Annotated in this window: 30 protein-coding genes and 1 tRNA gene; 4 read left to right on the plus strand and 27 right to left on the minus strand. The window is 67.2% G+C overall.

Going from position 1 to position 26,238, the window contains the following annotated elements:
• The first annotated feature begins 43 nt into the window (after positions 1-43).
• The 3 genes from NNZ72_RS19285 to NNZ72_RS19295 all read left to right on the plus strand — a co-directional run bounded on the left by NNZ72_RS19285 (position 44) and on the right by NNZ72_RS19295 (position 2,428).
• Positions 44-793, plus strand: coding sequence for a helix-turn-helix transcriptional regulator (locus tag NNZ72_RS19285; protein ID WP_257317168.1), 750 nt, complete (start codon positions 44-46; stop codon positions 791-793).
• A gap of 229 nt (positions 794-1,022) precedes the next feature.
• The gene (gene mnmA / locus NNZ72_RS19290; RefSeq protein ID WP_257317169.1) at positions 1,023-2,219 is read left to right on the plus strand and encodes a tRNA 2-thiouridine(34) synthase MnmA; all 1,197 of its coding nucleotides are present in this window, start codon (positions 1,023-1,025) and stop codon (positions 2,217-2,219) included.
• Positions 2,220-2,351: 132 nt separating this feature from the next.
• Positions 2,352-2,428, plus strand: a tRNA-Met gene (locus NNZ72_RS19295).
• 138 nt (positions 2,429-2,566) lie between these two features.
• Here NNZ72_RS19295 and NNZ72_RS19300 read toward each other — a convergent pair.
• Positions 2,567-2,956 (minus strand): hypothetical protein, encoded by a 390-nt coding sequence (locus tag NNZ72_RS19300; protein WP_257317170.1) that lies wholly within the window; start codon positions 2,954-2,956, stop codon positions 2,567-2,569.
• 133 nt (positions 2,957-3,089) lie between these two features.
• Here NNZ72_RS19300 and NNZ72_RS19305 point away from each other — a divergent pair, with 133 nt between their 5' ends.
• On the plus strand, positions 3,090-3,320 hold the full coding sequence (locus NNZ72_RS19305) for a hypothetical protein (RefSeq protein ID WP_257317171.1): 231 nt from the start codon (positions 3,090-3,092) through the stop codon (positions 3,318-3,320).
• Positions 3,321-3,367: 47 nt separating this feature from the next.
• Here the strand turns inward: NNZ72_RS19305 and NNZ72_RS19310 are convergent, their stop codons facing one another.
• From NNZ72_RS19310 to NNZ72_RS19435, 26 genes are all read right to left on the minus strand, one after another.
• Entirely contained in the window at positions 3,368-3,955 is a 588-nt protein-coding gene (locus NNZ72_RS19310; protein ID WP_257317172.1) for a hypothetical protein, read from the minus strand.
• Positions 3,952-5,184, minus strand: a complete 1,233-nt coding sequence (locus NNZ72_RS19315; protein ID WP_257317173.1) for a pectinesterase — start codon at positions 5,182-5,184, stop codon at positions 3,952-3,954. The genes NNZ72_RS19310 and NNZ72_RS19315 overlap by 4 nt, the downstream gene beginning before the upstream one ends.
• On the minus strand, positions 5,184-5,867 hold the full coding sequence (locus NNZ72_RS19320; RefSeq protein WP_257317174.1) for a YmfQ family protein: 684 nt from the start codon (positions 5,865-5,867) through the stop codon (positions 5,184-5,186). The genes NNZ72_RS19315 and NNZ72_RS19320 overlap by 1 nt, the downstream gene beginning before the upstream one ends.
• A gap of 1 nt (position 5,868) precedes the next feature.
• The gene (locus tag NNZ72_RS19325) at positions 5,869-7,005 is read right to left on the minus strand and encodes a baseplate J/gp47 family protein (RefSeq protein WP_257317175.1); all 1,137 of its coding nucleotides are present in this window, start codon (positions 7,003-7,005) and stop codon (positions 5,869-5,871) included.
• A gap of 1 nt (position 7,006) precedes the next feature.
• On the minus strand, positions 7,007-7,468 hold the full coding sequence (locus tag NNZ72_RS19330) for a phage GP46 family protein (RefSeq protein ID WP_257317176.1): 462 nt from the start codon (positions 7,466-7,468) through the stop codon (positions 7,007-7,009).
• Between the two features lie 59 nt (positions 7,469-7,527).
• Positions 7,528-8,040 (minus strand): phage baseplate assembly protein, encoded by a 513-nt coding sequence (locus NNZ72_RS19335; RefSeq protein WP_257317177.1) that lies wholly within the window; start codon positions 8,038-8,040, stop codon positions 7,528-7,530.
• 2 nt (positions 8,041-8,042) lie between these two features.
• A complete protein-coding gene (locus NNZ72_RS19340; protein WP_257317179.1) occupies positions 8,043-9,245 on the minus strand; it encodes a phage baseplate assembly protein in 1,203 nt (400 codons plus the stop codon).
• Entirely contained in the window at positions 9,242-10,495 is a 1,254-nt protein-coding gene (locus NNZ72_RS19345) for a DNA circularization N-terminal domain-containing protein (RefSeq protein ID WP_257317180.1), read from the minus strand. Before NNZ72_RS19345 ends, NNZ72_RS19340 begins: the two co-directional genes overlap by 4 nt.
• Before the next feature lie 3 nt (positions 10,496-10,498).
• A complete protein-coding gene (locus tag NNZ72_RS19350; protein ID WP_257317181.1) occupies positions 10,499-13,078 on the minus strand; it encodes a phage tail tape measure protein in 2,580 nt (859 codons plus the stop codon).
• Between the two features lie 132 nt (positions 13,079-13,210).
• Entirely contained in the window at positions 13,211-13,693 is a 483-nt protein-coding gene (locus tag NNZ72_RS19355) for a hypothetical protein (protein ID WP_257317182.1), read from the minus strand.
• On the minus strand, positions 13,690-14,055 hold the full coding sequence (locus tag NNZ72_RS19360; protein WP_257317183.1) for a phage tail tube protein: 366 nt from the start codon (positions 14,053-14,055) through the stop codon (positions 13,690-13,692). The genes NNZ72_RS19355 and NNZ72_RS19360 overlap by 4 nt, the downstream gene beginning before the upstream one ends.
• Before the next feature lie 34 nt (positions 14,056-14,089).
• Complete coding sequence (locus NNZ72_RS19365; protein ID WP_257317184.1) at positions 14,090-15,583, minus strand: phage tail sheath subtilisin-like domain-containing protein; 1,494 nt, start codon at positions 15,581-15,583, stop codon at positions 14,090-14,092.
• Complete coding sequence (locus NNZ72_RS19370) at positions 15,580-15,765, minus strand: DUF2635 domain-containing protein (protein ID WP_257317186.1); 186 nt, start codon at positions 15,763-15,765, stop codon at positions 15,580-15,582. Before NNZ72_RS19370 ends, NNZ72_RS19365 begins: the two co-directional genes overlap by 4 nt.
• A gap of 10 nt (positions 15,766-15,775) precedes the next feature.
• Positions 15,776-16,366, minus strand: coding sequence for a hypothetical protein (locus tag NNZ72_RS19375; protein ID WP_257317187.1), 591 nt, complete (start codon positions 16,364-16,366; stop codon positions 15,776-15,778).
• Positions 16,366-16,800, minus strand: coding sequence for a gp436 family protein (locus NNZ72_RS19380; protein WP_257317188.1), 435 nt, complete (start codon positions 16,798-16,800; stop codon positions 16,366-16,368). The genes NNZ72_RS19375 and NNZ72_RS19380 overlap by 1 nt, the downstream gene beginning before the upstream one ends.
• 139 nt (positions 16,801-16,939) lie before the next feature.
• Positions 16,940-17,413, minus strand: coding sequence for an HI1506-related protein (locus NNZ72_RS19385; protein ID WP_257317189.1), 474 nt, complete (start codon positions 17,411-17,413; stop codon positions 16,940-16,942).
• Positions 17,414-17,490: 77 nt separating this feature from the next.
• On the minus strand, positions 17,491-18,384 hold the full coding sequence (locus tag NNZ72_RS19390; protein WP_257317190.1) for a Mu-like prophage major head subunit gpT family protein: 894 nt from the start codon (positions 18,382-18,384) through the stop codon (positions 17,491-17,493).
• Between the two features lie 9 nt (positions 18,385-18,393).
• Entirely contained in the window at positions 18,394-18,783 is a 390-nt protein-coding gene (locus tag NNZ72_RS19395) for a hypothetical protein (protein WP_257317191.1), read from the minus strand.
• Between the two features lies 1 nt (position 18,784).
• Complete coding sequence (locus tag NNZ72_RS19400; protein WP_257317192.1) at positions 18,785-19,819, minus strand: phage protease; 1,035 nt, start codon at positions 19,817-19,819, stop codon at positions 18,785-18,787.
• Between the two features lie 63 nt (positions 19,820-19,882).
• Positions 19,883-20,389: a phage virion morphogenesis protein gene (locus NNZ72_RS19405; protein ID WP_257317193.1), complete on the minus strand. Its 507-nt coding sequence runs from the start codon at positions 20,387-20,389 to the stop codon at positions 19,883-19,885.
• 103 nt (positions 20,390-20,492) lie between these two features.
• Complete coding sequence (locus NNZ72_RS19410) at positions 20,493-21,578, minus strand: phage head morphogenesis protein (RefSeq protein ID WP_257317194.1); 1,086 nt, start codon at positions 21,576-21,578, stop codon at positions 20,493-20,495.
• 95 nt (positions 21,579-21,673) lie between these two features.
• The gene (locus NNZ72_RS19415) at positions 21,674-23,302 is read right to left on the minus strand and encodes a DUF935 domain-containing protein (protein WP_257317195.1); all 1,629 of its coding nucleotides are present in this window, start codon (positions 23,300-23,302) and stop codon (positions 21,674-21,676) included.
• Positions 23,302-24,915, minus strand: coding sequence for a hypothetical protein (locus tag NNZ72_RS19420; RefSeq protein ID WP_371747788.1), 1,614 nt, complete (start codon positions 24,913-24,915; stop codon positions 23,302-23,304). The genes NNZ72_RS19415 and NNZ72_RS19420 overlap by 1 nt, the downstream gene beginning before the upstream one ends.
• A 34-nt stretch (positions 24,916-24,949) precedes the next feature.
• A complete protein-coding gene (locus tag NNZ72_RS19425) occupies positions 24,950-25,588 on the minus strand; it encodes a phage protein Gp27 family protein (protein ID WP_257317197.1) in 639 nt (212 codons plus the stop codon).
• 1 nt (position 25,589) lies between these two features.
• Positions 25,590-25,895 carry a hypothetical protein gene (locus tag NNZ72_RS19430; RefSeq protein WP_257317199.1) on the minus strand — a complete coding sequence of 102 codons (306 nt, stop codon included), beginning with the start codon at positions 25,893-25,895 and terminating at the stop codon, positions 25,590-25,592.
• The gene (locus NNZ72_RS19435; RefSeq protein WP_257317200.1) at positions 25,892-26,227 is read right to left on the minus strand and encodes a DUF2730 family protein; all 336 of its coding nucleotides are present in this window, start codon (positions 26,225-26,227) and stop codon (positions 25,892-25,894) included. The genes NNZ72_RS19430 and NNZ72_RS19435 overlap by 4 nt, the downstream gene beginning before the upstream one ends.
• Positions 26,228-26,238 lie beyond the last annotated feature (11 nt).

Raw genomic sequence — 26,238 nt, forward strand, 5'->3', positions numbered from 1 at the left:
TGCACATGCGCCGGCGCGCCGCGCCGGCTGTTGGAAACGGAAAATGAGAGACCCAGACAAGATGCTCATGCAGCAGGGCTGGTCGCCGGACGTCCTGACTACAGCCAATATCGAAGCCGTGCAGACCGAATATGAGGTGCTCCACCTCATGCGCCGCTGCGCCGCCCATTTCAACTTCAGCCATTTTCTCGTCTCGCGCCACCCGGGCAGCGGGCAGCATCGCTTTTCCGAGCGGCTCCTCGTCAGCAACTGGCCGGCCGACCTCGTGCGCAAATATGATTCGGCGGAGATCTTCCATCTCAGCCGGCTCGCGCTGGAGGCCGGCGCGACGAAGCTGCCGGTGCATGGCGGCACCGCGCTGCTTGCACCGGCCGATGGCGGCGGCGAAGAGGTACGTGCGGCAATAGCCCTTGCCGACGGCTACGGCCTCGACCGCTTCACCGCCTTCCTGCTGCATTCGACGGCGGCCGATCCCTACCTGATGGTCTTCGCCGGAACGCGCCCGCCGCTGGAGCGGCCTGAGCTTGCCGACCTCTACTATACCTCGGTCCAGCTCTTCGAATGCCTGGAGAAGACCTTCTCCACCGGCACGGCCAGCCGCGAGAAGCTCTCCAGCCGCGAGATCGAGTGCCTGCGCTGGGCGGCGGCCGGCAAGAGCAGCGACGAGATCGGCATCATCCTCGGCATCTCGGCCTACACGGTGAGCAGCTATTTCAAGAGCGCGACGCGCAAGCTGCAGGCGGTCAACCGCATGCAGGCGATCGCCTGTGCGCTGCGGCTGAAGCTGATCTGATCCTTCCCGATCGCGCGGAGCCGTTTCCCTTCCAGGCGGACCGGGAGGGCGGCGCGTTCCGTGCCGCCGGAAGATCGAGGCTTCCGGCCTTCTCTTGCCCTCGGGGCGGCAAGTTTCTATATGTCGCCCCGAAGGCGCCAGCAGGCGCCGCGGCCGCTTGCGGCCCCAGCGAAAAGGTGCCCGTGCGACCGCCCGTGACGGCGGCGGGCGGCGCCGGAACGGACCCCGCGTGAACAGTCTCGATTTCGACCGGAAGCCAGAAGATACGCGCGTCGTCGTCGCCATGTCGGGCGGCGTCGACAGTTCCGTCGTGGCCGGGATCCTGAAACGCGAGGGCTACGACGTCCTCGGCATCACGCTGCAGCTCTACGACCACGGCGCCGCCGTGCACCGGGCCGGCTCCTGCTGCGCGGGGCAGGACATCGACGACGCCCGCCGCGTCTGCGAGACGCTCGGCATCCCGCACTACGTGCTCGACTACGAGAAGCGGTTCCGCGAGACGGTGATCAATCCCTTCGCCGAGAGCTACGTCGCCGGCGAGACGCCGATCCCCTGCGTGGCCTGCAACCAGACCGTCAAGTTCGCCGACCTGCTGGCGACCGCTAGGGAGCTCGGCGCCGACGCGCTCGCCACCGGCCACTACATCCGCTCGCGCCCGAACCCGACGCCGGACGCGCCGCATCGCCGCGCGCTCTACCGGCCCGTCGACGCGGAGCGCGACCAGAGCTACTTCCTCTTCGCCACCACGCAGGAGCAGATCGACTACCTGCGCTTTCCCCTCGGCCATCTCTCCAAGGCCGAGACGCGGGCGCTTGCCGAGGAGATGGGCCTCGTCGTCGCGAAGAAGGCGGACAGCCAGGACATCTGCTTCGTGCCGCAGGGTAAGTATTCCGACATCGTCAGCAAGCTGAAGCCGAACGCGGCCCTTTCCGGCGACATCGTCCATATCGACGGGCGCTTGCTCGGCCGGCACGAGGGCATCCTGCACTACACGATCGGCCAGCGCCGCGGCATCGGCATCGCCACCGGCGAGCCGCTCTACGTCGTCTATCTCGACGCGCGCTCGCGCCGGGTGATCGTCGGCCCGAAGGAGGCGCTGGAGACGCGCCGCCTTTATCTGCGCGACGTCAACTGGCTCGGCGACGGCGCCATCGAGGCGGCGGCCGAGCAGGGCTTCGACTGCTACGCCAAGGTGCGCTCGACGCGCCCGCCGCGCCCCGCGCGCCTGCTGTCCGGCCACGGCGGCCTCTATGTCGAGCTCGCCGAGGGCGAGCCCGGCGTCGCCCCCGGCCAGGCCTGCGCGCTCTATTCCGGCGAGGGCGAGGACGCCCGCATCTACGGCGGCGGCTTCATCCTGCGCTCGGAGCGCGAGCCGGCTGCCGAAGCGGCCCTGAAGCGCATCCTCGCCGCGCCCGCCGCCGCCTGAAGCCCGGCGCCGGAGGCGCCTGCGGAGGCGCGATTTTTGTGCGAAACGTCGCTTGACACCCCTCCGACCGCCATCCTATAAGCCGCCCACCCGGACGGCGAACGGCGACGTTCTCGAACCGTCCAGCCCGGCGGCGGAGTAGCTCAGTAGGTTAGAGCAGAGGAATCATAATCCTTGTGTCGGGGGTTCGAATCCCTCCTCCGCTACCATAAGCTTCCTTATAAACTAGATGTCTGCGGGCTTTATGAATGTAGCTTGCCGCGAAATTTCGGAATTTTGACACGAGAAATCGGAATTTTCGTTTTTCCGATCGGGGTGTCAAAATCACTCGCTGGCCATCGAGTAGCCTAATGCCCGAGAAGATGTCCGGGTGTCCTGATTTCCCGCGACACTTGATACCGCTCAATGATGGCGTCGGCCGCCCGCAGACCTATCTCCTTCCCCGCCCTCCGGGACGCCTCGCCGTCTTTGCCTGCGAAGTCCTTGCTAAGATCGTCCGGCATGCCATTGAGGACGTCGGCCAACCAAGGAACGAAGCAGGGCTTCGTCACCCGCTCGCCATCTCGATCGGCGACTATCCAAATCTTGAGGAGGGTATCAGCGAGGCGCTCCGCGATCATCAGGCCGGATGACGGTTCGCGCCTTCGCGACGTGCTCGTGCCGCCGTACGCCCTGATGAGGGTCCTGGGCGCGGTCAGCATCCGGATGTAAAGATGTTCGGCAAGGTCGTCTCGCACGGGGCACTCCCTTTGTGTCTGTGGCTAGACACGAATTCGCGTGTCGGAGTTGAAATGCGGTTTCCCGGTACTTCCTCCCTTATATGTCTCTCCAGGCTCATGATAAGGTACGCCCCTTCTGGAGGAGGAAAACATGGCCAAAGTTATCCGTGATCATTTTAAGGTCGAGAGTTCCGTCTGCGTTATCCATCTGCCCAGCGGAACTAAAATATCTACCTATCCGTACAAGGATAAGAAAGACGTCGGCGATCTAAAAATCCGTAACCTACACGACAACGATCATGCGGATGAATATGATCCCGACGAGGTGAGGGCAATGGCTCTTGAGCTGCTCAAGGAGCTCGCCGAAGATAACAACGATTGAGAGGGGCAATCGCGAGCTTGCTGTCAGCATCGTATCGACGCGGCAGCTTATTGCGATGGCCAAGGCACAACAGCTGCGGCCTTCGCTTCCTCGGCCGTCGTCGCCGCTTCCACGGCCGCTTTCGCACCGAGCCTAGCCGCCTCGATCAGTGCGCCGACGACGAGCCACTGCCCGTAGGCGGCGGAAACGACCTCCGCGACGCCGGTCAGCGTCTCCGCGGTGATGCCGATCTCGCCGGCGAGCAGCGGATAATGCTCCGGCTGCGGATCCTCGGCGGCGAGGCACTGACGTGCCTGCGCGGCTTTTTCCGCGTAGGTCATCGCCTGGCCGGCGCCGGGTGTGATGTATTTGAGGCGCTCCCGTTCGGCCGCCTCATCGATCGTGCGGCGCAACTGCGCCTTGACCTCATCAAGGCCAGGTGCCCAGAGCGAGAGCCCATAGGGCGCGAGCACCTCGGTGAGCGCTGCATCCGTCTGCTCGCCTTCCCCGTCGATAGGCCAGCGCGTCGGACGGTGCTCTTGCGACCACTCCATATACGCGGGTTCATCGGAATCGAGCAGCGCCTGCGCGGCCGACGAATAGAGCCGGCCGTCGTCGGCCAGCCAGTACCAGTCTCGCGGATTGTAGGTCATCATATGTAATTCCCCGCTGTGGTGACGACGCCGGCTGCATTGCCCGGAAAATAGTTTTCGCCGGAGCCGGCGGTGTAGATCAGGCCGTTGAGTGCAGTGCGATAACGGACGCCGGAGGTGCCGGCGAAGGTGCAGCCGGATGACATGATCGTGCCGTTGTTCGCGAATGCGAAACAATTCGAGAATGTCAGGCCGGCATTGATGCCCACATTGACGTCGAGGATGGACAGCAGGCCGTAGGCGCTCGCGCTGAGATGCAACGGAGCCGCGCCGACGATCTGGTAATTGGATCGCGCCCAGACGGTGCTCAGGTTGATGCAGTAGATGTGTGCCCGGACGGCCGTCCCGAAGCGGAGGTTGGCGAATTCGATGCCGGCCCGGTCGGATGCGGCGAGGCAGTCATTGTTGCCGGCCGCGTTGATCTGAAATCCGTCTATATATAACGATCCGCCGCGGGTGGCATAGACCGTGCCGTTGATGGCGCACAGCGCAGGAGACGCGGGATTGCCCTCCAGGATGACGCGCAGCATCGAGCCGAGGACGGTCACATTTTCCGCGTAGGTGCCGCTGCCGACCTTGATCTTGACGGCAAAGCCGGCCGCGACGAACCGGCGCTGCGCGAAGTTGATGGCCGCCTGGATGGTCTTGAATGCGGCAGCGGCGGAGTCCGTGCTGCCGTCGTTGAGATCGCTGCCGTCGGTACGGACGTAGAGCGTCGTGTCGGCGCGCAACGGCGTGGGCGATGCATCAGCGAGCAGGCCGGTGAACACCCAGGCCGTGCCGGTGCAGACCAACTCGACAATACCGTCCGTCGGCAGCGCCGCGGGAAGGAGCGGCTCTCCATACATGCTGAGGACAGGCAGGACGCCCGCGCCGAGGTCGAGCGTCACGGGTCCCTTGTTGGTGACCGCGCCGGTGCGTACGCGCACGACCATGCCCGGCGTGTTTGCGGAGGGTGCTGGCGTGAGCGCCCCGGTGAGGGCCTCCGATGTGCCGCCGGCGACCACATAATTGAGGGCGCTGCGCTGTAGCGCCTTGCCGAGCTGCGTCCAGTCGGCGTTGGATAGCGGCAGGCCCGCACCCTCGATGATGGAGGCCAGCTCCTCCTGGATGGCGTTGAGCCAGAGTGCGTCCGCGACGGTGCCGAGAATGCCGTTCGGGAGGTTCTCGTCGCGAAACCCCCGGCGGCCGCCGCCGAGGTCGATCCAGTCTGCTGCGTTGATGCGATCCATCAGGGCGCTCCATAGTTAAAGACGACGTGGGTGTGCGCGGGCTTGATCCGGCGCAGCTCGCACTCGATGGGGGACAGCTCAAAGGTGCCGAGCCTGTGGCCTGCGCGGCTGACACCCGCCCGGAACTTGGTGACGGTAATGAAATCCGAGCCGATCCCACCGATGAGGGAAGAACCGAGCCTGTGGCCGGCGCGGCCAACGCCCGCACGGAACTTTACGGGCGTGAAGCGACCGGGCAGGTTGACGCGCCAGACGAACTGGCTGCCCTCGGGCCGAAGGCGCTGGCCGGCCCGCATGCTGCCGGCCCTGGACGGCCAGAACTCGTCGATCGTGATGGCGCTGCCGAGCCTGGAGGCTGTCTCCACCATGTAGGGGATCGACTGTCCGCCACGGGCGGTCCAGCGCTGGTGGGCGAGGCGCTGGCGTTGCTCGATCGTCAGGGTCTGCCGATCCCGGCCGCAGGGGTCCGGCCCGAGCACCCGCTCGAAATCCGGTAGGAGAGCCTTTGCCGTGCGCGGGTCGATCTCGTCCATCATCCGTTCGGCAGCACCCTCTGCATCATGCAGGAGACCGCCGGCCGCGCCAAGCACCGTGTCCAGGACCCCGTCGCGGCGGCCGAGCGCAAAGCCGGTCGGCAGCTTGCGGATGAGGCTTTGGCTGATCGTCCGGAGGTCGCGGGCCATGTCAAACTCCGAAAACCGGCTCGCCGGCCACCGGATACTCGGTGCGGGCGAGCGTGTAGGTTGCGGCCGGCGTGATCAGATCGTGCGCATATTCGCCCGCGGCCGCTGAGATCGCTTCGCCGATGCGCGATTTCTCGATGCGTGCGCCAATGGGGCCAGCGTTCTCCTCGTCCTCCGCGTCGCCGATCGTCGCGACGAAGCGCTTCCATGCCTCCTTGACCGCCGCGCGGGTGAGCGGCGTGTCGGGACGCACGCGGACTGTCAGCGGCAGTTCGACGATCTCTCCGGCGACGACGACGACACGGGCCGTGACGGGGCGCACGCCGGTCTGGCTGCCGGGCGCGCCGAGAAAATCCTGCATGGCCTCGACCTCGCCTGCGGACGGTACGCGGGGCGAGCCGTCGGCGTCCCGCATCATGACGACGATGCCGACCGAGCCGCGGCCGATCCAGTCCTCGACGACGTTGACGGCGGCGACGGGAAACCGGGAGGCAAGCCATGTCGGATAGTCGAAGGCGGCGCCGCCGTGCGGGCGCTGGCGGATATGGGCGAGCGTGGCGGCGGCGAGCTCCTCCATGGTCCACTCGCCGACGCCGCCGACGAACGGACCGTCGACCGAGGCGCGAGCGATCCTCGGCTCGGCCACGACTGTCGTCAGGCGGATGCCGGCCTCCAGGTTGCCCTCGGGACCGGCCTCCACCGCGACGGCTGCGACCGTCACCGTTCCAGCGGGTCCGATGACGGCCGCCTCGGTGGTGCGATAGAGCACGCCGTCGCCGGAGGAAAATTCCGTCGAGACCGGGATCGGGAAGCCGGGGTCGCCCTCGAGGAGCACGGAGCCGATGGCGGCGACCGGCGTACGCTGATCGATGCCCCATATGCCGGCATGCCGCAGCACGTGCTCGTCCTCGGCGGTGTCGGGGAAATATTGCCGCGCCCAGTAGGCGACATGCTCGTGGATCTCGGAGACGACCAGGACGACGGCCCGGCCGAGCTGGGCGAAGACGCCGCGCGGCGAGCGGACGGCGCGCGACAAGGCCACCGGGTCGAGATCCGGCCGGATGGCGAGGAGCCCGTCCTCGACGGATGCCGCGAAGCGCGCGGCGAGTTCCCTGGCTTTGGGGATGATCAAGCCCATGTCAGGCGTCCAGTCTGCGCGAGAGCGACAGCGTGGCGTCGGCGATCCGGACGCGGTAGGCGAGGCGCGCGCCCTCCCGCCATTCCACCTCGACCTCGGCGGCCGTGCCGGTTTCGCGCGCCACCCAGCCGAGCCCCTCGTCGAGCCAGAACCTGTAGAGCTGGCGCGTCGTCTCGGTTTCCTTGGCGCGGTCGAGCAGCCAGGTGCGGCAGCCGGTGAGATCTCCGAACGGGTCGAGGGCGTCGCCCGGGCAGCCGCGACGCTCGGAAAAGCTGACGGGCGCCAGGAACGCGGAGCGGCCCTCGGGAAGCTCGTCGTCGGGAGCGGCGCGGCGTTCGAGGCCGACGGACATCAGCATGGCCGTAACGGGTGTTTCGTCGATCAGGAGGTCGCAGTCGTCGCCGAGCGCGAGATCGCACCGGCGGGTGTCGGGGTCGAAGACGAGGGCGAGATCGAAGAACATGCGGGCCAACCTATCGCGCGCGCGAAAGAGCGTTCATGCCCGCCATGGCGGGCATGTCGTCAGCCTCCAACCGGTGGACCGGGCGGCCCCTCGGGTGCGGAGACGTGCCCATGGGTCTTGTCGATGATGACGCCGTCGTGGGTTATCGTGCCGCCGGAAAAGGCGAAGCCGCCGCCGGACATGGTGAGCGTGCAACCGCCGGCCTTGAACGTGATGGAGCCAGCCGCGACGACTTCGATCCCGCCGCCCGGCAGGACCACGACCCTGTCGCCCTTGGCATTGGCGATGCCGACCGTCCCGGGGTCCGTCTTGCCGGTGCGCGTCGAGGGGTTGCCTATCGGCAGGATGACCATGTCGCCCTGGTCGCCGCCGAGCGACAATGCGATCGCCAGCCCGCCGTCCTCCGGCGCGTGCGACACCTGCCCGAAAGCCTGGAGCACCTCGACGTCCTCGCGGACGATGCCGTCGGCGACCTCGACGGAGGCCGTCTGCATCTCCCCGTCATCGTTGATCTTCTTGATCGTCACGCGCCGCGCGATGCCGCGCAGGGCGTCCGCCGTTTCCTTGTCCATGCTCAAAGCCTCTCTGCTGTTCCGTCGAGCGCGCCCGAAGACGAAGCCCGGCGCGTGCCGCGCGACGGTGCGTTGGCGCGGCGGGACCCCGTGCTGCCCTTGTCGAAGGCCTCCGGCGAGGTCACCGTCAGCGTGGTCGTCCGCCCGCCGTCGTCCTCGCGCATCTCGACGCGCGAGATCAGCATGTCGCGGTTGATGCCGTTGTAGACGTCCGAGACCGTCGTCAGCTCGTTGATGCGCCACGGCCGCCCGCCGACGCCGAAACCGTGTACCGTGTAGGAGAGCTGCTCGCCCTTGGCGCGGGCCGTGCGCATGCGCCAGTCGGCCTCGTCCCGGGCGCTCATCTGGTCGGCCTTCGACCTGGCGAGATGCGTGATGGGCCGGTAGCGCGTGATCTCGCCGTCCTCGGCAATGCCGGTGGCGGCCGTGCCCTTGCGCTCGCGCTCGGTGGCCGAGCCGTCCGTGGGCTCGCGGTCCTCGACGGAAACCGGCTCTGCCGTGACATCGAGGGGCGCGGCGCGGCGCTCCTTCGAGGCGCGCTCCGACTGGCCGCGCACGATGGTCTTGGAATAGCGGCCGGAATGGTCGAACTCGCCTTCAGCCGAGAGCACGTTGCCCGGCAGGGACAGGTCGGCCGGCGCCCGGGTCGCGCCGGTACGGGTGATTACGATGCCGCCGATGCCATCCGACAGGATCAGCGCGTGACGGGACCGTGCGCCCTTCTCGATCGCCGAATGCGCAGTCTCCGAAAGGTCGATCGAGTAGCGTTGGAACGGCTCGCCGGTATCGATCTCGCAGTTGACCGACAGCCCGAAGGGGCTTGAAATGCGCTTCACGGCCTCTTCGAGCTTCACGTTTTTGAACTCGGCGACCTTGCCGTCGCCGATCGCATCGCAGTCGACCAGGTCGCCGGTCTTGTCCCGTCCGGTGATGGTGACGCGCGCCTCGCCCTCGCCGATCGACGTGCTGACCTTGTCGACATAGCCGACGAGCACCGGCGCGCCGTCGGCCGAGATCGTCGCGTCCATGCCCGGCCGCGCGAGGATCGCCGCGGCGTAGGTCGAGTTCGGCAGCGCGGCGTTGATCCGGAGATCGCGCAATTCGATCGTGAAGGAGCCGGAGAGGTCCTCCATGTCCCGGCTCACCTCGCAGGACGTCCAGGCCGTGAACGGTCCGCCGCCGATCGAGACCGTGAGGCCGGTCATCTGAGCACCTCGACTGGCCCGTCCATATGGGCGGGATGGCGCGGCCGGTTGCGGCGGACGATGTCGCGGAAGGCCGGCTCGACGCTCTGCGGATCGTCGCCGAAGAGATGATGGGCGACCTGCCAGGCCTCCACCGGCATGTCCGGCCGGATGAAGAGGACGTCGGGGAGACGGCCGATCCGCTCGTTGATGTCGGCGGCGATCGCCGCCTGCAGCGTGGCGAGCTCGCGGCGCAGGCTGCCGGTCTCCCCGGCGTAGGCGGAGGCGCTCATCGTCTCAAGCGCAGCCACCACGTTGCCGATCGCCCCCCCGAACCGGCTGCGGTAGGAGAGTGCCTCGCGGCGGCTCTCATAGGAGGCGTAGATCGACTGGCCCGCGCCCGCCGCCAGCGCCCGCACGCTTGCGGCCGCCAGCAGCACCGCATCCGGCGGCGACGGCGCCAAGAGGATCTGTGTCGTCAGCGCCTCGCCGAGGTCGAGCGCCATCGTCATCAGGGCGAGCGGCGACGGCGATGCCTCGACGGCGGCGCCCGCTGCGGGAGAGACGGCCGGCGTCAACGCCGGCGCCGCGAGAATGGCGACGGCCGAGGAGACCATCACGTCATAGCCGTGCGCGCCCGTGGGAGCGACGGTCGGGATCGACGCCAGCAGACGGGGCAGCGCCCGCCGTGCACGGGCCGGAGGGGCGAGCGCCGCGGCGGCCGAACGGAAGATGCGCGTGGCGCGGTTGACCGATCTTTGCCTTGCGGCTGAGATCGTCCGCCGGTCGTGGGCGGCGGCGAGCGTGCCGACGACGGCGCCGATCGACGTGACGGCGGCGGTCAGCGCCGACAGGCTTCCGGCGAGGCGGCCGAGCCCGCCGAGCCCGCCGAGGGGAAGACGCTTGAACTGCACCGAGAAGCGCGTGACGCGCAGCTCCCGGTCGGAGAAGAAGACCTGCCCGGGCTCCTCCAGCATGACGGTCATCGGCCCGAGCCACGGATGCACGAGGGTCGCCGGCCCCGGCATCTCCATCGCCGCGATCAGCGCGGCGCCCTTTGCCGCATAGTCGTCGCCGACGATCAGGCCCTCGATGGAGACGATCGCCGGCGCCGTCCCGAAGTCGTCATAGGCGGGCAGGTCGACGCCCGGGAAGAGCTGCTCGGCAATCCGGCGGCCGGCGGCCGTCGACGTGTCCGGAACGTGGAACCCGACGCCCCGCCAGAAGCCGGGCAACAGGCCGGGAAGAAGCGCGCCGTCGTCGCCGAACACGCCTTACACCCTCCCGACGCTGCGGCCGGTATTGCCGGCGGCGATCGCGACCTTGCGATTGTCGCTCTCGGTGCTCACGACCTTGCCGGGGCCGTCGACGACGATGCGCACCGTTCCCCCGACATCGACCTGCTGGCGCGGAACGGCCTGGGCGAACCGCGTCGCGGCTGTGTTGGAGTTGGCAGCGGCCTTCTTGAAGGGGATTTTGGGCGGGCCACCCATATAGTCGTCATGGGCGGCATCGCGGTCACTGCCGTCCTCGCTGGAGCCGGCCGTGCCGCCGTTGGGCAGCATGTCGCCGGGCGCGGCATTGCCCCTCAGGCCGGAGAGCGCGCTCTTCACCCGTTCGATCGCGCCGGCGAAGCTGTTCCAGGCGTCGATGATCGTCTGCGGCAGCAGGCTTTCCCACTTGATCCCCTCCGCGACGGTGGCGGCGAGATTGCGGTGGAGCGCGATCACCTTGTCGATAAGCCCCGTGAAGTCCCGCCACAGGTCGATGACCGTCTGCGGCAGCAGCGCCGACCAGTCCGGCTTGCCGTCGCGGACGCTCTCGATGAAATCGGCGAGCGCCTCCGCGCCGCTCGCAAGCCCGTCGGCGAAGCCGCTGACGAGCTGGGTGGCGAGCGCGATCGAGCCGCCGGCGAGGTCGCCGATGAACTTGAAGAGCCCCGTGCCCTTGCCGCTGTCGAGGCCGTAGATCGTGTCCAGGGCGTCGCCGATCCGCTTGAACGCATCGGCGAAACGGCCGATCGACTTGAACGTGGAGCCGACGTTCTCGCCGATCCTCTCCAGCCAGGGCGCGAAGCCGGAGCCGAAGTCCTTCAGCGCGTTCCACGCGTCGGCGATCCCCGTCAGTGCCGTCTCCAGCACCCTGAATGCTCCGATCTTCACGTCGTCGATCGTGATGCCGGAAAGATCGACGTCCAGGTTGAGGCCCCTGCCGAAGCCCTCGAAGAGCCCTCGAAGGTTCTTCAGACCGGCCTTCACGTCCGTCCAGGCGCTGGCCAGTCCCCGCCGCACCGTCGGCCCGTACCGCTCCCATGTCTCCCGGCCGGCCTGGACGATGCGCCGCCCGCGGGCGCGCATGTCCTCGGCCAGGCTGCGGAAACCCTGCTTTGCGCGATCCCATATCCGCATGACGCGCGGACCGTAGGTGTTCCAGTTGCGGTAGACGTGCAGGCCGGCGGCCGCGATCAGCCCGAGCGCGATCCCGACCGGCGAGATCAGGGCGGCAAGCGCGGCGAACCCCGCGCCGATGATCGGCAGAGCGATGCCGAGCGCGCCGAAGGCCGCCGCCAGCATGACGCCGCCGCCGGCAAGCGCGACGATGCGGGTGCCGAGCCCGCCGCTCTCCTTGTTCCACGCCCGATACCACTTGAGCCCGTCCATCAGGTAGCCGTTGATGGTCGGCAGCCACGTGCCGAAGCCGAAGCCGACCTCGCGCGCGGCCTGCGTGCCGATCTCCCGGAACGTTATGAGCTGGCGGTTCATGCCGGCCATCTGCGTTTCGAAGTCCTCGTCGATGATCGCGCCGCTCGCCTTCGCGACCTCGTCCTTGATGCGCTTGTACTCGTCGACGTTGGTGAGGAACGGGATCAGGAAGTCCATGACCTGCTGGTCGGAGAAGAGATTGCCGAGGGCGCCGGCGCCGTGGATCGCTTCGAGCTGCTCGCGCACGAAGCCGAGCGCATCGGCCCCTTCCAGGCCGTTGGCCTTGGCCTTCTTCATCAGCTTTTCGATTTCGCCGCCGGACACGCCCGTCAGCTTGACGATCTTCTGCATGACGGCCTCGATCGGGTTGATGCCCTTCACCGCCGCGTCGGCCATGACCGCCTGGATGTCGACGCCGGCGTCCTTGAAGTTCTTGATCGTCGCGGGCGCCGCGATCTTCGACAGGAAGTTCTTCAGGTTGTTGGCGGCCTCGCTCGGGTCGGCCGTGCCCTTGCGGGCGATCTGCAGCGCGGCGCCGAGGAAGTCGACGGCCTCACGGCCGACCACGCCGTACTTGGCCATCTGGCTGGTCAGCGTCGGGAAGTAGCGCGCCATGTCCTTGAGCTCGAAGGCGCCCTCCTTGCCGGAGACGACAAGGGCGCCGATCGCATCGTTAAGCTGGTCGGCGGGAAGCTTCAGCGTCTGGAGCATGGAGGTCGCGACCTTGGACATGTCCGAGAATTCGGCGTTCGCCGCCGTCGCGGCCTTGCCGATCGTGCCGATCGACTGGTCGATCAGCGCGCGGTCGAGGCCGGCGGCGATCATCTCCCCGGCGCCGGCGGCGATCGTGTCGGAGACCTGGCCGATCGAAAGCGCCAGTTCCTCGTATTCGGAGCGTGCCTGCGCCACGAAGCTGAAGGCGGCCTTGCCCGACAGATTCGCCGTCGCGGCGATGTCGATCAGCTTCTGCTGGAACGCGGCCGCCTCGTTGATCGGGCCCATGAAGGAGATGGCGGCGACGGCCGTGCCGAGCACGCCGATCTTGGTGGCAAAGGACGCGAGCCCCTTGAGCGTGCCGGTGAGCCGGCGCAGCGGGCCGGTCAGCCGGTCGCGCAGGCGCACAAGGACGTCGAGGTTCATCGACCGTGCCATGTCAGTCTCCCTTCGAGAGCTCCAGCTCCTCCGCGCGCCACGACATGACGCAGTTCCACCAGAAGCTCAGGCGGTCGATGTCGAAGCTTTCGAGCTCGGCCGCGCTGAAGCCGGTGGCGCTGGCAATCGCACCTAGGCGCGTTTGCCAGTCCTCTGGCCACTCGCCAAAAAATGGTTGAGCACCTGGCCGGCCGCCGTGATGTCGGCGGCATCCATCTTGTCGTAGAGCTTGTTCATCACGGCGAGGTTGGTCTTGGTGGACTGGCCGATCGCGACGACGGCCATGTCCGCGTCCCCGGCCGCCGCAATCGCCCGCTGGTCGGCGCCCGTCAGCCGGTGGAAGACCAGCTCGCGATACTCCCGCTCGCGGATCTTGCCGTCCTTGCGCGACGTGATCGTCTGCGGATAGAGGAGCGGCAGCGTCACGGACCCGTCGCGGTTGCGCACGGCGCGGTCCGGCAGGCGGTCCTCCGGATAGAGATCCTCGTCCACGATGTCGGGGTCGACGAGGTCGCCGGCGGGCAGCTTGGCGTCCTCCTCGACGATGTCGGTGTCTGCCGTCCGGCCGGGCTTGTCCTCGTCGAGGTCGATGGTGACGTGGGTGTTCGGCTTCATCCGACGATCTCCTCTGCCGCCGAGCCTTCCCACTTGAGCTCGATCTTGCCGCCTTCGCCGCCGGTTACATCGGGGATGTCGTCGGAGAGGAACGCGTCCGGGATGACGAAGGTCTGCCCGGTGTCGCAGAGCACCTGCAGCTCGCCTTCGCCGGGCGAAAGCAGGTTGCCGAGACGCTGGCCGCGTTCCAGGTTGGTGGTCGCCGTCACCTGCGAACCCTGGAACTCCTGGGCGCGGCCGACCTTGCGGCCGTAGGTGACGGGGTTGTTCTTCATCCCGCCCTTGCGCAGCTTCGCGCCCTTCTCGACCGGCAGGTTGCGCCCCCGCCAGACGATGTCCACGATGCCCAATACCTGAGCCATGACGTTTCCTTTCTCCTTCAGCCGGCGGCGCCGGTCAGACCTGGAATTCGAGCGAGCCGGCCGAGACCATCAGGGACCCGACGATCATGACCTGCTGGCGCGAGTTGAGGCGATTGCGATCGTCCGCGTCGACCTCGAAGGCGCTCTCCTTGATGGTGCGGTCGACGTCGGTGATCCAGGCACGCTCGCCGTAGAGCCGGCAACGCGCCGCCCAGGAGCCGTGCACGCGGCGCGGCGAGGCGACCGCATTGCCGGTCTCCTCGTCGTCATCCTCGCGAGTGGCGAAGGCCGCCTCGTGCTCGTCCTCGATCAGCTTGGCGCGCGGATACATGAGCGACATGTAGCCCCGCCAGTCGTAGCGGATGCGGCTCATGGTCTTGGGCACCATGATGTCCAGCCAGGCGCGGTCGGCGATGTCGAGCGCCGATCTGCGATAGGTGGTGATCATGCGCCCGATCGTCACCGTGCCGTCCGCGAGGCATTCGAGCATGGTGACGCCGGTGCGCAGCAGGAGTTCGCTTTCGAGGTCCGAATACTGGTCGGCCGGGTCCGGGGCGACGACGCCGGGCAGCACGAGCGAGCGGAGCTGGCGGGCCGGATCGTTGGTGAGATGGAAGGCGGCGATGCCGTGTGCCGCCGCCGCGATCTCCCAGCTCGACGTCGGCGAGGCCTTGAGCGCCAACGCCGAAAGGAACGGGCAGTTGGTGAGCTGGCCGAAAGTGCCGGCCTGGCCGTAGGTTGCGCGCTTGGCGACATAACCGTGCACGTCGAGCCGGGCGAGCGCCGCGAAGCGGCCGATCGCCCAGGCCGCGAAGGCCTGCACGTTGGTCGCGTCGTTGAACGGGAAGGAGACGTCGGTGTACCAGGCGCCCGGCAGCAGATCGAGCGCGTCCTCGATGTCCGGATTGCCGGTCCCGCCCGCCATGGCGGCGACGGTCACCGTCAGGCCGGCGGGCACCGCCTGGGCGGCGACGTCGACGCGCAGGTCGATGTCGTTGCCGACCTCGCCGCCGTGACGCGCCGTGCAGGTGACGACGCCGAGCGCCGAGGCGGCGGTGGCGGCGCAGGCCGTGTCCGCGTTGATCGCCGCGGCAAGCTTGGTTGCGAGCTGGGTCACCGTGTCCGCCGGCGCCGCCGTGATGCGGACCTGCCGGCCGCCGACGCGGAAGCGCAGCACGACCGGCTGCGGCACGGCGCCGGCGAAGGTGAAGGTGCCGGTCGCCTTGACGGAATCGACCGCGTCGGCCAGTGCCGTGACGAAGAGCGGCTGGGTCTTGTTCGCCTTCCTGAAGGCGGAGACCATCTCCGCGCCGATCGAGCCGAGGCCGAAGAGCGCGATCGCCTCCTCGGGCCGCGTGATCTCGACGATCTGGCCCGGCGCGAGCGTGCCGGCGGCGAGCTTCTGGCCGATGATCAGGTTGCGCACCGGCCAGGGCAGGACGCCTACGGTGCGGTAGTTCGGCTTCACCTCCATGAAGGTGCCGGGGGCCAGCCAGTCGGCCGGGATTTCGTCGAACGTGAACGTCATTTCTCACTGGCCTCCTTCGGCGCGGGTTTCGGGGCTGCGGGGACAAGGTCCTCGTCCCTGATCCGGCGGCGCACGAAGGCCGTGTCGGGCGCCTCCATGCCATCGGCCGGCCAGGGCGTCCCGTCCTCCTGGAGGACGGTGCGGCCGGGACCGGGTTTGAGGGTGCGGGCTTTCTTCGCCATCTCGGGCCTCTCAGGGTTGTGTAAGGTCGATGTCGTCGGCGGGCGACGGCGCGCCCTCGACGGCGGGATTGACGATCCAGCTCGCGCCGATCGCCGCGAAATCGGCGAGATCCACGAGCTTGTAGACGGCGGGCGTCGAGGTGAAGCGGACCTCGAAATCCACCTGGGCGATGACCAGGGCGTCGTCGGTCCAGCCGTCGGCGATGACGCTGTTGGCGAGCGTGACATGCGAGGTGCCGATGCCCGGAAACTCCGCGCCGTTCATCAGCACGATCGACACGTCGACCATCGCGTCGAGGCCGAGGCCCCTCGCATCGCCCTTGAAGCGGGTTTCAAGGGAGCTCGACGCCTTGAAAATCAAAATGAGCCGCCAGAGCATGACGCCCTTGGTGATGCGGTTGTTGTCGCCGTCCGGCTTGAACCCGGTCCAGGCAAGACCGATGAAGGGCGACAGCCGCGAGAGGCGCTCGAATTCCTTCAGCGTCAGCACCTGCGGGATACGCTCGATCGTGAAGTCCTTCTCCGGGAAGGCGAGCCGCAGGCGCTCGACGATCTTCGGGGCCATGGTGCGGATCGGCTGGCGGGCGAGGTCGAGCGCCATCAGAAGCCCCGCAAGGTTTCGTCGGTGAAGATGCGCGGGCGGTCCGACATGCGCGGACCGGAGCCGACGGCCGGACCGGCCGGGGCCGCGGCGGGCAGGTCGAGATGCACCAGCTCCTTCGCGATGTTCTCCAGCCAGGTGATGATGTCCTTGCGGCCCTTGCCCATCTCCTCGGACGGGTCCGTATGCTCGCCCTGGGCGAGGTCGTATCGGGCGAGGATGCACGCGGCGCGGACGATCTCCTCCGGCGGGCTGGCGATCGGCACGTGATAGCGGCCGCGCACATAGCCGTTGATCACGCCCGTCGCATCGGCAAGCGCGATCTCGACCTTGGCGACGTCGACGGTCTCCGCCGTCCGGTCCTCGGGCCGGGACAGGCGGATGATCTGCGTCTCGCCGAAGCGGGCGATCATGTCGGCGACGGTGGCGTACATTGACGTTCCTGTTTCAGAAAATGCGGGAGGCGGGATGAACCCCTACGTTCGTAACGTCCCCTAACCGGACCTCTGGCCTCCGGATCGATGGGTGCTGACGGCCTCGCGAGCCGGACCAGACCTCCCTCTCGGGGTATTCCTACTTCTTCGCGCCGGCCTTCGCGGCCGACGCCTTCAACTCGGCGGAAAGCTTCGTTATCTCCTTGTTGGCCGCACCGAGCTCGGCCTGGAGATCGAGCAGCTTGCCCTGGTACTCCTTCACGGCCTTGTCGGTGGCCTCGTCGAGCTTCTCCGCAACCTTGTCTTCGACGGCTTTGTCGAACCGCGCCTGGAGGTCATCGACCGCAATCTTCACGCGGGCGGCGACGGCGGCTTCGATGTCCGCGCCCTCGACCTGGACGCCGGCTTCGGCGACCTTCAGGACCGTGAATGCCGGGTCGGCCTTGAATGCCTCGATCTGGTCTTCCGTCCAGCGGCCGGCTTCGTAGATGGCCGAGGAGGGATGCACGATGCCATGGCGACGCATGCCGGGCGACGAGCAGATGATCTGGATTTTCGACATGGGAGCTTCTTCCTTCAGGTTGCGCTGCGGGTCTTGAGAAAGCGGCGGCACCGCCGTTTTCCGAAGACCCGCCGCCGGCTGGGAGGAGCGCCGGCGGCGGTAGGGCGGCGCGCGGCCGCCTCCCGGGATCACGCGAGATGCGGGATGACTTCCACCCTGGCCGTCTTCGCCCAGACGTTCGTCTCGCCGCCGTTGATGAGCGCGGCTTCGACGATTTTGCGAGCGGGAGCTTCGAGCGTCGGAGGCACGAACAGCGTCGTCGGACGGATCGGCATGATGGTGCCGTCGCGGCGCCGGATACTCTGCATTGCCGTGCGTGCTGCCGAGAAATTCGTGTCCGTGAGCTCCAGCTTCGACTTGTAAGCCATCTGCCAGAGGCCGTAGCCGGCATTGCCGCGGGTGTCGGCGCCCCAGACGTATTCGTCACGCCAGAAGACGTTCGGGTCGGTCTCGGCGAACATCTGCGTCAGCTTGATCGGCTTACGGCTCTGCCAGATCATCGGCTTGACCACCTGGGTATCGTCGACGAGATACCAGGCCGGCTGCGCGCCTGCCGCGTAGTTCGACACCGAAATCTGGTTGCCCTGCTCGTTGTAGCCGGGGTGGTCCGTGTCGAAGTAGTACTGGCCGTCATAGCACTTGGTGAGTTCGCCCTTCTTGAAGAGCGGCCAGACGAGCGTGTCCGGGAAGGCGGCGCCGTCCTGCCCGTACTGCGCCGCGATCGGGGTGAAGATGCCGATCTGATCGTCCTCGATCATGCGGCGCCTGATGGCGATCGTCTTTTCGAACGAACGGTTCTGGATCGAGTAGAGCGTGGCGCCGACGTCATGGGCAATGCGATCGCCGATCCACTCCCGGAAGCCCGGCAGATCGTCGAGGCGCGGGTACTCGTTGGCGAACGTCGTCGACGGCACGGTCATTGCGATCTTCTGATAGAAGGAAGGCGTCGCCGCCATCGCCGTGTTGAAGAGCGTCGAAAGCGAGGTGTAGATGCCCCGCAGGTTGGCAATCGTGATATCCATTTCGCTCCCTCAGCGCGTCTTGAGCCAGACGCCGTCCGCGTCGATGGCGTCGATGGTCCCGGCGACAAGCAGCGAGCCTGCCGTCAGGGTGAACGTATCGTCGGCCGAGGCGTAGACGGTCGCGCCGATGTTGGCGGGCGTCGCTCCGGCAAGCGGAATGTGCGTGATGCCCTTCCGGAGGGTCACTGTCTGGTCGCCGGTGGCGCCGCCGACGTTGTTCACGCTCTCCTCGGCAAATCCGACAAGAGCCACGGCGTCCGCATGGCCGGCCGGCACGGCCGCGAGCGCGGCCGTCACACCGACCATGGTGCCGCCGAAGATGCGGACGTTGGCGAGGACCGGGTAGCCGTAGCTATCCCCTTTGCGCCACTTGCGACGGATGTCTGCGCTTGCCGCCATGTCACTGCCCCTTTCCGAAGAGAGCCTTGTGCTCTTTCTTGAACGCCTCCGGGTCGACGCCCATCACGGCGGCAACGGAGAGCTCGTCGCTCGTTGCGGTATCACCGCCCTCGGGTGGCTTGCGGCCGCCGAGCCCGCCGGCGTTGATGGAGACCAGATGCTGGATCTCCGTCTCGACCTCGGCCGGTGCCTTCATGTGGCGGGCGATCATGTGGTCGCGCAGGGCCGGCACGATCTTGCCGTCCTTGATCGCCTGGTCGACGGTCGCCTCCGCCTTCTCGCGCGCGGTGGACGTCACGAGCGTCGAGATCTGCGACTGCAGCGAGACGACCTGCGCCTTGAGCTCGGCGTTCTCGGTCTCGGAGGTCGGCGAGGCGCCGCGTGCCTGGACAGCCTTGACCAGGTCGTCGGCGGCAACGTCCTTCGCGACCCCGGCCGCCTCGGCGATCCGCGCCATCAGCGCGGCGTGGCTGGTGGAGGCGGCATGCGCGGCGGTGACGGCGGTCATCACCGCCGCCTCGTCCGCCGTCTCGGGAAGGCCGAGCGCCTTCCGAAGCTCTTCAAGCATGGTTTGATCCTCTTTTGAGTGGAGTGATTTCAGGAAAGGGAGGTTCGGATCGTTCGTCAGCGCGACACGCTCGATGCTGCCGATCCGGTGGGGTTTCGAGCGCGAGTGGAAGAACACCGGCGAAACGAAGCCGTAGGACTTGCCGGCGACCAGGCTGCGACCTTCCTCGGTCCACTCGACCTTGCCCCACACGCCGTCGGCACGGGCCTGCAGCTCGACGATCCAGCCGCGCGCCGGCGACGGGTGACCGGCCTTGCCGGCGAGGTCGATGGAATGGTTCTCGTCGACGGGGAGCCGGCGTCCCTCCGCCTGAAAGCGGGCGACGATCGCGGCCGCGTCCGGAGCCGCATAGGGGCCACGGCCGTCCGCACCGACGAACGATGCTGCCGGCAACAGCTGCAGCCACTCGGGCGCATCGGCGCCGGCGGCGTTGAGGGCAAGGACATGGGTTCCGAGAACATTCGACATGGCCGGAAACTGCCATGTCGGCGCGGCCGCGTTCATGCCCGCCAAGGCGGGCATGAGAGAGGGTCACGGTGAGGAGGGGACGTACCGTTCGAGGAAGTCGATGATCGTCTCCGCGATCATGGTCTCGTCGTCCGCACTAATACCGAGGTACGGCCGCGCCGGCAAGGTGACGCTGTCGGCCCGGACGAGCGCGCCGCCGAAGCGAAACCAGAGATGCGAGGCGTTCTTCGGCTTGATCGTCCCGCCGAACTGGTGGATCGCGGCATAGATGACGTTGGTCCCGACGCGGACTTCCCGAGGACCAGGCCGTGAATTGATGCTGTCGCGCAGCCGACCGCTCTCGGTGAGGATGCGGGTGTTGCGCTTGCCTTGCGCGTATTCCGGATCGAGCGCCGCCCACGCTGCGCCGTCCGGGTCCGTCTGCCGCACGAACCGCATGTGTGTCGAGCCGACGAGGCCGGTCCCGATCGCCGACATCACCGGCGTCGTGGTCTCCATCGCGCCTTCGAGGCGGCGGAAACCCTCAAGAGCCGGACCGCTGACGGTGACCGAGATGCTGGCGCCGCTCATGTTTGCCTTTCCGCCCTGCCGGGCCTATATTCGAAGGGTCGCGCCGACCAGGAAGGACCGCCTTCAGGTGGATTGGGATCAGCATTTCCGGCTCCCCGGCGCGTCATCTCCCCTTCAGCCGCCTCAACTGGTCCTTGTTCGTCCGCCTGAGCGACGTGAGATAGATCTCCGTGCGCTTCTCCCGCCGCACGATCTTGACCGCGGCGAGATAGGCCTGGCCCTCATGTTCCCCGACCATCGACCAGCGGCCGTCTGCGTCCTGGATCAGCTCGCCATGCTCGGCCAGCCACTTGGGCAGCACGCCATAGGCATCGGGCGTGGCGATCGCGTGCTTGACGTGACTGCGGATCGTGTCGGCCGACAGACGCACCTCCGTCCCGGCCGGCACGTCGAGCAGGGCGGCCTGCGCCTTGGAGGTGACGGCGACCGGTGTCCAGCTCCCGTCCGGCCATTTGCCGCGGAGTGCCGATCGTACGAAAGCGGCAACGGTCGCCTCGCTGGCGCTGACCGCCACCGGCCCGGGCGCCGTCTGCTGCAGCCAGGCCATGCCGGGATTGTACGCAAAGGACGGATCGACGCCGCGCGGTTGGTCGGTTCCGAGCTGGTCGAGATCGGGCATGGTGTCCGGGCCGGCCTTGCCGCGGCGTCGCAGCTCTGCGCGCGAAACCGGTGTCACGAAACAGCCGCAGCCGAAGCCGTTCGGCGGATACATCACCGACCAGGCGGGGTCGTCGGCTGCGAACACCTGGCCATCGAGGGCCTTGTGATCAAGGCGGGGATGGAGCGCGCCGGAATGGTTGTATTGCCAGTACGGAAAGGCCGAGAGCGTGTCCGGCGCTGTCATCTGCGCGTACCGCCCGGCGGCATAGGCGGTGCGCATGTTGGTCTCGAAGATCGTACGGGTCCGCCATCCCCGCTCACCGCGATAGCTCCAGCCGTGTTTCTTGACGATCGCGTCGAAATCGCCCCGGAACGTCTCCAGCGTGGTGCCTTGCTCCAGCGCCTTGGCGATCGCCTCCTGGAAGTCCTCGACGAGCGCCACTGTGTTGGCGCCGGCCACCATGAACGACTTGGCATGCGCCGCATCCCAGACGTCGCGCCAGCTCTCCGTCGGCACGGCGGCTTTTTCGCGCAGGAACGCGATCGCCTCGTCGAACGGCAGGTCGAGCGCCGAAACCGCCGAAGCCATCCGAGCAAGGAAACCCCGGATCGATTTTGAAGATGGTTTGAAGCCCGTGGAGAGGCTTTCAGGGGGGCGGACGGTTGATGCCCCGTCCGGGGGCGTCAGGCGCGCCGTGTGGACGCTTCTATGGCCTTTTTTTTTAGCTCGTCCATGAGGCTCGCCTGGCCGGCGAGATGGGCGAGCGCCATGCCGCGGGCCATCGCCTCGGCGAGTTCGTCGGCCGACAGGTCCAGCGCCGCCAGCCGGCCGGCCGCGTCGCGCAGGTCGGTCGCCGCCATCAACGCGGCGCGGACCTCTCCGACCAGGCCGTCCATAGCGTCCGCCGCCTCTTCCTCGAGGCGGGCGGTGAGACGATCGACGGGGTCCGGATCGGCGGAGGCATGGAGCGAGAGCCTCGGCTCCGAGAACAGTCGATCGAGGGCCTGGCGGGCCGTCTCGTCCTTGGGCTTCGGTGGTTCGCCCCCATCGCCGCCGGTAGCTGCGGCCGACGGCGCTTTCCCGCCCACCAGCTCGTCGCCCTTTTTCGGGGCCGGGATGCCCATCCGGTCGCGCAGGTAGCTCGCAGACGCGGTCAGGCCCTGCGGCGCCAGCTTGGCGAATGCATCGGCGAACTTGTCGAGCGGCACCTCGTCCGGCCGGCCGATATGGACAGTAGGATAGGCATCCTGCGGCCCGAAATTGAATGCGACGATATTGTACACCACCTGCTCGTTGACGCTGCCGGCGACATCGCCGGCGTCTGCCCGCTCGATGTCCTCCTGTACCAGGCGGTGCTCCTGGCTGACGGCGTGTCCGCCCGAGATCGCATCCGTCGTCGTCGTCTGGCCTAACACGAGCTTGGACACCTGCCGATCGAGCCAATCGGCGCGCCGTTCGAACATGTCGGTGGAGCTGCTCTTCGATCCGACCTCGTGGAACTCGATCAGCATCTCGCGGGGAACGATGGCGGCGCAGTCCCCGGCGATGCCCGTGACCGCCCGCCAGAGGACGTCCTTCTCCGCCTCCGTCGCCCCGCGGCCGTACTTGCCGATTCGGATCGGCTGGCCGTAGTTCTGGACGAAGATCGCCCAGTCCTTCGTCGTGAAGCTCTTGAACATCCATGCCCACAGCGCGACGCGGGCGATGCCGCTGCGGATGGTGAGACCTGACTTCGTCTTGTGGCGGTGGACGATGAACTTGTGCGGTAGCAGCGGTACGCCCGAAGCACCCTCGCGGAGCAGGACGGTCTCGCCGTCATCGGGATCGAAGGTGAACCAGCGCGGCGTCCGCCAGATCAGCTTGCGCGGCAGGAGATGGCCGCCCTGCGCCTGCCAGTCGATCTCCATGACGGAGATGCCCTTGCCGATCGCATCCAGCATGTCGAAGAGCGAGGCGCGCAACACGCCGCTGTCGATCCACGTCTGCACGAGCTCGGCGTGCTTCTTGTGCTCCGGCTTGTCGGAGGCGGCCTTCACCGTGATCGGCAGCTGCGCCACCGAACGCTTTCGGGTCGCCATTACGGCCGCATAGTGCAGGTCGCGCTCCTCGATGTCCTCGGCGAGCTCGAAATATGCCTCCGGCTCGCCCTGGGCCGCAGCGCGCAGGATCGAGGCCAGCCTCTGCGGCGTCAGCCCTTCTGCCGGGTGCCCGGAGATCACCTGGCGAACGCCGCCGATCTTCGGTCCGGCGATCATCTCCTTCAGGCTCGACGCGTTGACGATGTGGTTCAGCCAGTCGCGCAGCGACGCCATCACAGCGATCCTCTCAGGTAGACGTCGACCGACCGGCGGGGCTCGTCATCGTGACGCCGGCGGGCGGCTTCTGCCTGCGCTGCGGCTGCTCGCGTGGTTTCGTAGGCGTAGGCGATGAAGTCCTGATTGCTCGCGAAATACATCAGCGCGCCGGCGGGCGCGGTGTCGCCGTGCCGCTCGTATCCATCAGCTCCAACAGTCCTGTGATCGTCGGGCACTCTGATGATGCCCTTGACATAGGCAAGCCCCTGATGGTCAGCGAGCACATCGGCATCCCGCGGCAAGAGGATGGTCTTGTCGCTGAAGGCCTCGATATAGGCCGGCATATTCAGCGAATACCATTTCTGGCTCAGCCACACCTCGACGATGCACTCGCCGTAACGCTGGCGTGCTTTCTCCGCGAGGAAGGCACCGTTGCCCGTGGCATCGAGCGCACCGCCCATCAAGCGCGGCAGACGATCGACGATGTAGAAGAGGATGTCGCGCTGCTGATCGAAAGGGACGTTCTTCAGCTCCAGAATGAAGCATGCGCGGCGGACAAGGTCCGTGCCGATCTCGGCGGGCATGAAGGCCGTCTTGTCGCCCTTACGCGCAAAGTCTCCTCCCAGGCAGTGCTCACGCTCCGGATCGAGACGGTCTAGAAGTGGTCTCAAAACCGTTTCACAAAACTCCAGCGCCTGTTCTTCGCGCTCGAAATCCTCCAAGTCCTTGAATTCGTCCGGCCGATCCCACCGGATGACGGGAATGTCTGCCGACATGCAGCTCTCGATCAGTACCCGCGTCAGCGCCGCGCCCTCGGCTTCGGCCGGGATGGCGTCCAGCTCCTGGCGCATCTTGGCGGTTCGGTTGCCGTAGGCGCTGCGGATCTCCGCCTCCCACGCCTGTTCCTTCTCCGCGCTCCAGTCTTCGCCCTTCATCAGGCAGACGCGCCGGTAGAGGCCGTTGCGGACCGCATCGTGGAAGCTGTAGGTGTGGACCTTGAAGCCGTTCTTCCCGGCCTCGGCCTCCTTGATCAGCTCGTTGAAGGGATTGGAAACGCCGTTGTGGGACGAGATGATGCGGATTTTGCCGCCCCAGATGAGGAGCGCGCCCACGGCATCGATGACATCTCGGACGTCGCGGTGGAAGGCCGCCTCGTCGATGACGACGGTGCCCTGCAGGCCGCGGATGTTCTCCGGCCTGGACGAGAGCGCCTCGATGCGAAAACCCGAGGCGAAGCGGATGATGTAGCTGGAAATCGCTTTCGTCGACCCGTCGGCCTTCTGGTCGAAAAAGATACCGTCCTCGATCGTGAGCAGCTCGCCGGCCACCGTCTTCGCGAAATGCGCCGCATAGCCGATGAACTCGCGGCCCTTGGGTTTGGTGTCGGGAATGTAGAAGACGTTCTGCCCGCCGGCCGAGCGCTGCGCTGCGGCGATCAGGGTGCAGTCGAGCGCCTCGGCGAAGGTGATGCCGGTACGTCGCCCCTTCGCGCAGATCTTCAAGGTGCTGTCGTCGCCGATCCACTCAGCCTGGTGCGCCATCAGGACGCCTTCGGCCAGCGGATCGAGATCGTCCGGGATGTCGGCGCCGCGCGGCAGCTCGGCCGGCAGTTCCTCCGGATCCATCGCCATGACCGGAGGATCACGCCATTCGCCTCGCGGCAGCTCAGTCATCGCCACTCTCCACCTTCTTTTTCTTCGGGCGGACGCCGAGGAACTTCTCGCGGGCACGCTTGATCGCTGCCTTGGAGACGCCGGGTTCGCTTTCCAGCAGGTCGAGCGCCGCCTCCGCCTTGGCCTTCATGTCGGCCTCGATCTGTTTGGCCTTCTGTGCTGCCTCCAGTTTCAGACGGCGGTTCGACGACGTGATCTGCGCGGCCGATGCGGCGCGCAGCGCGTTCGCCAGCTCCATCGCGCCCTTCGGGCTGATCCCTGCCTCGCCGCTCGACTGGAGCACTTCGAAGATGAGCGTCTTGATCGCCTCGGCCGCGATCAGGGTGAGATCGTCGGACCCGGCCGCATCCATCCGATCCGACAGGGTGGCGGCGATCTCGCGGGTCTGCTCCAGCCGGCGCGAGAGCATGGCCAGGCGGATCGAATAGCGGTTGAACGCAGAAAACGAAGGGATGTCGAAGGCAAGGCCCTGCTCGCCCTGGAGCGCGATCAGCTTCTCCTTGAAATCGCCGTAGATATCGACCTGTGAACGTTCGCGGCCGGCCAACTCCTGCTGGGCCCAGGCAACGATATCGTCGCACTCGTCCGGCAGCATATCGATTGCGGTGAGACGGCCGCGCCCCCTGGCCATGCTACACCCGATCGCGAGCGCTGGGGGGCTGCACGCCCGGTATGGTGACGATGCCTTGGAGATGGTATTCGCCCCGCTCCGCCAGTCGGGCGATCTTGACGGTATCCGCCTGCAGCAGGGTGACGGCGTTCATGTCGCGCAGGTAGAGGTACTGGACTTCCACCCACTCACGCGGCTTGTCGATCCAGAGCTTCGTCAGCAGGATCTTCTGCATCCTGGCCGACGACATGGCCTTGTTGTCCTCGTTGGCGAGTTCCCTGAGGATGGCGAGACGGGCTTCTTCTTCCATGATGCTCTCCAAGCTCACTTCTGCGCCTGTTCCAGCAGGAATTCCTGCAGCCGGCCGCTGGTCGCGGCGATCGGCTTCAGCCGCTCGTCGAGCGTGTCGAGGCGGCCGGAGATCTTCTCCATCGTCAGTTCCAGGCGGTGCGCCGTGTCCCGGTCCGGCATGTGGCGCATCTCGCTCTCAAGCGTCTGGACGCGGCGGTCGTATTCGACGAGCTTGCTCTCGGCCTTCGTCAAGCGCTCGTCGAGCTTCTTCTCGCCTGACGACAGGATGGATCGGACCTGCGTGCCGAGTGCGATGAGGGAAAGCACAAAGGCGACGATCGGCGTGGCGGTCGCGATATCGAAATTCATGGGAAGGTATC

Source organism: Shinella pollutisoli (assembly GCF_024609765.1).
In the GTDB taxonomy this organism is placed as follows: domain Bacteria; phylum Pseudomonadota; class Alphaproteobacteria; order Rhizobiales; family Rhizobiaceae; genus Shinella; species Shinella pollutisoli.